Below are 7,574 nucleotides of genomic sequence, written 5' to 3'. Positions count from 1 at the left end.
GGCGGGACGGCCTGCACCGGCGGCTGGTGATGGCGGAAGACTGGCCGCGGGTGCGGCGCGCCCTTGCCCGGGCGCTGGCGGAGCAGGGCTACTACCGGCTGGAATACCGGCTGCGCTGCCGCGACGGCCGCATCAAATGGGTGAGGGACAGCGGCCGCGCCCTGCCCGGGGGCCTGCTCGAAGGCCTGCTGAGCGATCTGGACGAGCAGGTGGCATTGCGCCACCGCCTGGCCCAGGCCGAGGCCCGCTACCAGGGCCTGTTCGACAACTCGGTGATCGGCATGTTCCAGAGCACGCCGGACGGCCACTACCTGGCCGCCAACCAGGCCCTGGCGGAGATGTACGGTTACGCCTCGACCGCCGCCCTGATGGCCGGCCTGCAGGACATCGGCAACCGGCTCTACGTCAGCCCCGGCCGGCGCGATGAGTTCAAGCGGCAGATCCGCGAGCGGGGCTTCGTCAGCGACTTCGAGTCCGAGGTCTACCGCCAGGACGGCTCCACCCTGTGGATCGCCGAAACCGCCCATGCGGTGCACGATCTGGACGGCGAACTGCTCTACTACCAGGGCACGGTCGAGGACATCACCGAGCGCAAGCGCTACCAGCAGCGGCTGGAATACCAGGCTAACTACGATCTGCTCACCGGCCTGCCCAACCGCCACCTGCTGGCGGAGCGCCTGGCCCAGAGCCGGAGCTGGCTTGCCGGGCAGGGCGGGCAGGTGGCGCTGGCCTTCGTGGATCTGGACAATTTCAAGGTGATCAACGACAGCCTGGGCCATGCCGCCGGCGACCGGCTGCTGATCGACATCGCCCGGCGGCTCGAGGCTGCCCTGGGCTCCCAGGACACGGTGGCCCGCTACGGCGGCGACGAGTTCGTGCTGCTGCTCCGGCACCGGGGCGAGCCGGCGGGCCTGCACCAGGCGCTGGAGCGGGTGCTGGCCGTGGTGTCCGCTCCCCTGTTGCTGGACGGCCACGAGCTGCTGGTGACCTGCAGCATCGGCGTGGCCCTGCTGGCGGTGGACGGCGACAGCCTGGAGACCCTGCTGCAGCACGCGGACGCGGCCATGTATTCCGCCAAGTCCCGCGGCCGCTCGGGGCTGTGTTTCTACAACCGCCAGCTCAATGCGGCGGCGGTGGAGCGGCTGCGGCTGGAGGCGGCGCTGCGCCGGGCGCTGGAGCGGGGCGAGATCGACGTGCATTTCCAGCCCAAGGTGGACCGGGAAGGGCGGCCGCTGTCGTTCGAGGCGCTGGTGCGCTGGCACAGCCCCGAATTTGGCGCCATCTCGCCGGCGGTGTTCATTCCCATCGCCGAGGACACCGGCCAGATCGAGCCCATCACCGAGTTCGTGCTGGCCCGGGCCTGCCGGCTGGCCTGTGCCTGGCCCCGGGAGCTGGCGGTGGCGGTCAACCTGTCGCCCCGGCTGTTCCACTCCGGCGGGTTGTGCCGTCGGGTGGAGCGGGCGCTGGCATTGAGCGGCCTGGCACCCCACCGGCTGGAGCTGGAGTTGACCGAGGGCATACTGATGGAGAAGAACATGAGGGCGGTGGAGCAGTTGCAGGCGCTGAAGGCGCTGGGGGTGCGGCTGGCGGTGGACGATTTCGGCACCGGCTATTCCTCGCTCGCCTACCTGCGCCGTTTTCCCCTCGACATCCTCAAGGTGGACAAGTCCTTTGTGGGCAACTGCCGGCCCGACGCCAGCGACGCCATACTGGTGCGGGCCATCAGCTCCCTGGGCCGGGAGCTGGGGCTGACGGTGGTGGCGGAAGGAGTGGAAACCCAGGCCCAGTGGGATTTCCTGCGCCAGGCCGGCTGCGACGAGTTCCAGGGCTACCTGTTCGCCCGGCCGCTGCCCGCCGAGCAGACCCACGCCTGGCTGGCCCGCTTTCCGGACAGCGTCTACCGGTCGTCCCGGCGGGCCCTGGCCTGAGTCAGTGGCCGCCGCTGTCGGACCAGAGCTGGATCACCATGACCCCGGCGATGATGAGCCCCATGCCGATCAGTGCCGGCAGATCCGGGATCTGCCGGTAGACCAGCACCGCCAGCAGGGTGATCAGCACTATGCCGGCGCCGGACCAGATGGCGTAGGCCACTCCCACCGGCACGGTGCGCATCACCAGCCCCAGCAGCCAGAAGGCGGCACCATAGCCGGCCACCACGATCAGGCTGGGCCCGAGCCGGCTGAAGCCCGCCGAGGCCTTGAGTGCCGTGGTGGCCGCCACCTCGGCGGCGATGGCCATGGCCAGCAGCAGATATGCGTTCATGATCCCAGTCTCCCGCACTGGACAGAAAGTGGCAATGTGCCCCATTTGAGGCGGGAGATAAAGTCATGTCCCATCGGCCTGGGCGATAGGTTTGCCTTCGGCGACCGGCTCAGCAGTCGGGTTCTTCCCGGGGAACGGCGAGGGGAGGCCCGCCCGTCGACGGCTCCGGCGGAGTGGCCACCGCCAGCCGCCACAGGGGCGGCGGCGGCGCGTTCTCGCCGGGGACGACCGGGTAGAGCAGCGCCAGCTTGAGCCCCGGCGCGCGCTGTTGCAGGCGCTGGGCGGTCCCCAGGCCGTCGCCGATATGAAAGCGGCCCACGGTCAGCATCACCCTATAGCCCGGATGGGCCTGCAGGTAATTGGCGATGCTCTCGGCCATGGTGTCGTCCCAACTGGTCTGGGCGGCAAACTGGAACTCGGTGGGGGCCTGGCCGTGGTGGCGGGAGGCCATGAAGCGCGCCTTGTAGCCGTCGTCGGCCAGGGTCAGCCGCTCGGCCACCCAGGCCCGGTGGCTGGCGGGCAGGCGATCCAGGTAGCCGGGCCCTTCCCGGCCGATGCAGCGCACTATGTAGCGGGGGGCGTTGGCCGCCAGCACGTCGATGCCCTCGCGCCGGGCCAGTTCCACCAGGGGGCGGTAGTCGCGGCGATAGCCGGGCCAGGCGTTGGCCTGCTCGATAAAGGCGTCTTCCGCCAGTTTTCCGGCCAGATAGGCGTCCAGCACCGGCTGGCGATCCCGGCTGAACTGCTCCATGGCCAGGGCCAGGGGCCGGGGCTGGGCCAGCAGCCGGGCCAGCAGTTCGGCCTGGAAGCGGTGGATGGCCCTGTGGCCGTGCAGCTCGCCCACCATGATCACGTCCGCCGAGGCCAGCTGCCGCGTTGCCTGGCCCAGGTTCAGCGGCGTTCCCGCCGGGTCGTGCAACTGGTAGTCGAACGGGGTGACGGGCGGGCTGGCTTCGGCCTGGCAGCCGCCCAGCAGCCATGCCAGCAGCAGAACTATGGGTATACGCATGAAACCACCTGTAGCACAATGGATAACAGCAATTCGTCCCTAAAGTTATTATCATAGGCCCCATTATCCTTTTACCCCGTATCGACATGGCGCCCGCTTTCTGGCTTTCACTGTTTTTCGCCCTTTACTATTTCGGCTACGGCATCTTCCTGCCTTTCTGGGCGCTGTGGCTCAGCCACGTGGGTGCCGAGGCCGGCTTTATCGGCCTGCTGCTGGGGCTCGGCATGGCGGCGCGCTGCGTCGGCAACCTGGTGGTGATGAGCCGGGTACGGGCGGCGGACCACCTGCTGCCGGCGGCCCGCTGGCTGTGCCTGGCCAGCCTGGTCGCCTTCGCCGCCTTCTACGGCTGGCAGTCCAGCCCGGGATTGCTGGCGCTGATGCTGCTGGTCAACCTCATCTATCCGGCACTGATGCCGGTCTCCGAGGCCATTGCCAGCCGGCTTATCGTGCAGGTGCGGCTGGATTACGGCAAGGCCCGGCTGTGGGGCTCGGCGGCCTTTATCGCCGCCAACCTGGCGGTGGGCTACCTGAGCGACAGCCTGGGCCCCCAGTGGGTGCTGCACACCATGGTGCTGTCGTTGGTGCTGATGTGGCTGGCCAGCCTGCTGCCGATGCGGCCGGCGCCGAGGGAGCTGCACCAGGAGCGCCGGGGCGACGGCCTGTGGCAGGTATGGCGCCGGCCGGGCATGCCGCGCTTCCTGCTGATCGCCGCCCTGCTGCAGGGCAGTCATGCCTTCTACTACGGTTTCAGCGCCCTCTACTGGCAGCGGGAAGGCTATAGCACCGCGGTGATCGGCTACCTGTGGGGGCTGGGGGTGCTGGCCGAAATCGTGGTGTTCGCCATGAACCGGCGCTGGTTCGAGCACCTCGAGGCTCGCCACCTGCTGCTGGCCGGGGCCGCCTGCGCCCTGCTGCGCTGGGGGCTGCTCGGCGCCACCACCGAGCTGGTCTGGCTGGTGGCGGCCCAGTTGCTGCACGCGGGCAGTTTCTGCCTGAGCCACCTGGGCGCCATCCGTTACATCAGCCGGGATCTGGACGGCCCCGCGGTGATCGGCGCCCAGGCGCTCTACGCCGCCCTGCCCATGGGCATGGCGGTGGCGTTGCTGCTGGTGCTGTCCGGCCAGCTCTATCCGCTGCTCGGTGGCCAGACCTTCTGGCTGATGGGCGCGGCGGTGCTGCCGGTGGCCTGGCTGCTGCGCAGCCCCCTGACTTCCCGACCCCAGGAGGCCTGATGCAGGGCTGGACCGTCATCAATATCGCCCTGGCCTACCTGGCGCTGCTGTTCCTCTTCGCCTGGCTGGGCGACAAGGTGCGCCTGGGGGCACGGGCTCGCCGCCTGCGGCCGCTGCTGTACAGCCTGTCGCTGGCGGTGTACTGCACCTCCTGGAGCTTCTTCGGCACCGTGGGCCAGGCCAGCACCGATCCCTGGTCCTACTTTCCCATCTACCTGGGCCCCATACTGGTATTTACCCTGGCCGGGCCCTTTATCGCCCGGCTGATCGAGGTGGCCAAGCGCGAGCACATCACCTCCATCGCCGACTTTATCGCCGCCCGTTACGGCAAGTCCCAGCGGCTGGCGGTCTATATCACCCTGATCGCCATCGTCGGGGTGCTGCCCTATATCGCCCTCCAGCTCAAGGCCATCGTCATGGGGCTCAACCTGGTGGCGCCGGACGTGGTGGGCGGGGACGGCCGGGACGCGGGGGAGGTGGCCTTTATGGTGGCCCTGCTGTTCACCGTCTTTATCCTGCTGTTCGGCACCCGCCATATCGATGCCACCGAGCACCAGCGCGGGGTCATGGTGGCCATCGCCCTGGAGTCGGTGGTCAAGCTGGTGGCCTTTATTGTGGTCGGGGGCTTCGCGCTCTGGCTGATCCTGGCCTTTCCCAACCAGCAGCGGATGCTGGTGACCGAGGATTACCTCGGGCTGCTGACCGAGGTGGGCGGGGGCAACCTGCTCGACATGGGGGTCTATACCCTGCTGTCGATGAGCGCCATCCTCTGTCTGCCGCGCCAGTTCCACGTGACCGTGGTGGAGCACCACGATCCGGCGGATCTGCGCTGGGCCCGGCGCATCTTCCCCCTCTACCTGTTGCTGTTCGGGCTCTTCGTGCTGCCCCTGGCCCTGGCCGGCCAGCAGTGGCTGTCGGCGGACACCTCGCCCGACACCTATGTGATCAGCCTGCCGCTGGCGCTGGACTATCCGGGCCTGGCGGTGCTGGCCTTTATCGGCGGCGCCTCCGCCGCCACCGGCATGATGATCATCTCCACCATCGCCCTGGCCATCATGGTGAGCAACGATCTGGTGCTGCCGATGATACTGCGCCGGCGCCAGCTGCAGGGGGCGGGCTTCGAGGACGTGGCCCAGCTGCTGCTCAACGTGCGCCGCACCGCCATCATCGTCATCATGGTCACCGCCTGGCTGGTGTTCCTCTGGCTGGGCGAGATCCACAGCCTGTCGCGCATCGGCTACCTGAGCTTCGCCGCCATCGCCCAGTTTGCCCCGGCCCTGGTGCTGGGGCTGCTGTGGCGCGGCGGCAACCGGCGCGGCGCCTACTGGGGCCTGAGCCTGGGCATGCTGATGTGGCTGCTCAACCTGATGGCGGAAACCGGGCTCTTCGCCGGCGACGCCGACACCAACGTGGTGCTGTGGCTGCTGACGCCGCCGGCCTGGGGCGCGGTGGGCGAGATGAGCCATGCCACCTGGGGCATACTGCTCAGCCTGTTGTGCAACCTGGCCGGCTACCTGCTGGGCTCCTGGCTGTCGGTGCCCACGGTGAGCGAGCGCTTCCAGGCGGCGGCCTTCGTCGGCCGCCAGCACAAGGACGACGGCGACGTTTACCGGGCCAAGGTGACGGTGCGGGATCTGGAGCAACTGGCGTCCCGCTTCGTGGGCGAAGGCCGGGTCAAGCGAGCCTTCGCCCGCTATGCCGGTGAGCAGGGCACCCTGGACGGCAGCATGCAGGCGCCGGCCAGCCTGATCCGCCACACCGAGCGGGTGCTGGCCGGGGTGTTCGGCGCCTCTTCGGCGCGGCTGGTGCTGTCATCGGCGTTGCAGGGGCGCTCCATGGAGCTGGAGGAGCTGGCCGCCATCGTGGACGAGGCCGGCGACGTGTTCCGCTTCAACCGCGGCCTGCTGCAGGGGGCCATCGAGCATATCGGCATGGGCATTTCGGTGGTGGACAAGGAGCTCAAGCTGGTGGCCTGGAACCGGCGCTACCTGGAGTTGTTCCAGTACCCGCCGGGCCTGATCCGGGTGGGGCGGCCCATCGCCGACATCATCCGCTACAACGCCGAAAAGGGCCTGTGCGGTCCCGGCGAGGTGGACGAGCAGGTGGCCCGGCGGGTGGCCCACATGAGCGCCGGCACCGCCCATACCTCTTCCCGCACCCGTCCCGATGGCCGGGTGATCGAGATGCAGGGCAACCCCATGCCCGGCGGCGGTTTCGTGATGACCTTCAACGACATCACCACCTTCCGCCAGGCGGAGCAGGTGCTGAAAGAGGCCAACGTGGTGCTGGAGGCCCGGGTGGCCGAACGGACCCGGGAGCTGTCGGCGGTGAACCAGCAACTGCTGGCGGCCACCCGCCAGGCGGAGCGGGCCAATGCCTCCAAGGGCCGCTTCCTGGCGGCGGTGAGCCACGATCTGATGCAGCCGCTCAACGCCGCCAAGCTGTTCACCTCCTCCTGGCTGGAGACCTCGGGCGACGAGGAAAGCCGGCGTCTGGCGGGCCATATCGACCGCTCCCTCACCGCCGCCGAGGAGCTGATCGGCGATCTGCTCGACATGTCCCGGCTGGAGTCGGGCAAGCTCACCGCGAGACCGAAGGATTTCGCCCTGAACAGCCTGTTCGACACCCTCAAGGCCGAATTCGGGGCCCTGGCGGAGCAGGACGGCGGTCGCTTCGAACTGGTGCCCAGCCGGCTGCGGGTGCACAGCGATCCCCGGCTGTTGCGCCGCATACTGCAGAACTTCCTCACCAACGCCCTGCGCTACAACCCGGGCGGACGCATCCTGCTCGGGCTGCGCCACTGCGGCGAGGGCCTGCGCATCGAGGTGTGGGACAACGGTCCCGGCATTCCCGCCGACAAGCTGGGGGTGATCTTCGACGAGTTCCTGCGCCTGGAGCACGGCCAGCGTCACCACCAGCAGGGGCTGGGGCTGGGCCTGGCCATTGCCCAGGGGCTGGCGACCATACTGGGGCACCGGCTGATGGTGCGCTCCTGGGAGGGCAAGGGCTCGGTGTTCAGCGTGACGGTGCCGCGGGCCGAGTCCGGCGCCGAGCCCTTGCCCTCCCAGGAG

The 7,574-nt window shown here is 69.0% G+C and carries 5 protein-coding genes; 3 read left to right on the top strand and 2 right to left on the bottom strand.

Features of this window, described 5'->3' with window-relative positions:
- Positions 1-1,928, top strand: a 1,928-nt coding sequence (locus CGX12_RS18365) for a putative bifunctional diguanylate cyclase/phosphodiesterase (protein ID WP_142995690.1), incomplete at its 5' end; no start/stop codon positions are given.
- Position 1,929: 1 nt separating this feature from the next.
- Here the strand turns inward: CGX12_RS18365 and CGX12_RS18360 are convergent.
- Positions 1,930-2,262 carry an SMR family transporter gene (locus CGX12_RS18360; protein WP_094041308.1) on the bottom strand — a complete coding sequence of 111 codons (333 nt, stop codon included), beginning with the start codon at positions 2,260-2,262 and terminating at the stop codon, positions 1,930-1,932.
- A 109-nt stretch (positions 2,263-2,371) separates the two neighbouring features.
- A complete protein-coding gene (locus tag CGX12_RS18355; RefSeq protein WP_094041306.1) occupies positions 2,372-3,271 on the bottom strand; it encodes a ChaN family lipoprotein in 900 nt (299 codons plus the stop codon).
- Positions 3,272-3,357: 86 nt separating this feature from the next.
- Here CGX12_RS18355 and CGX12_RS18350 point away from each other — a divergent pair, with 86 nt between their 5' ends.
- Positions 3,358-4,503 carry a 3-phenylpropionate MFS transporter gene (locus tag CGX12_RS18350; RefSeq protein WP_094041305.1) on the top strand — a complete coding sequence of 382 codons (1,146 nt, stop codon included), beginning with the start codon at positions 3,358-3,360 and terminating at the stop codon, positions 4,501-4,503.
- Positions 4,500-7,574: sensor histidine kinase (locus tag CGX12_RS18345; protein WP_142995691.1), on the top strand; the 3,075-nt coding region annotated here is incomplete at its 3' end. The genes CGX12_RS18350 and CGX12_RS18345, both read left to right, overlap by 4 nt.

It is taken from the genome of Zobellella denitrificans (genome assembly GCF_002237365.1).
GTDB lineage: Bacteria > Pseudomonadota > Gammaproteobacteria > Enterobacterales > Aeromonadaceae > Oceanimonas > Oceanimonas denitrificans.
The sequence above is the reverse complement of the archived record's forward strand: the minus strand, read 5'-3'. Positions and strand labels throughout refer to the sequence as shown.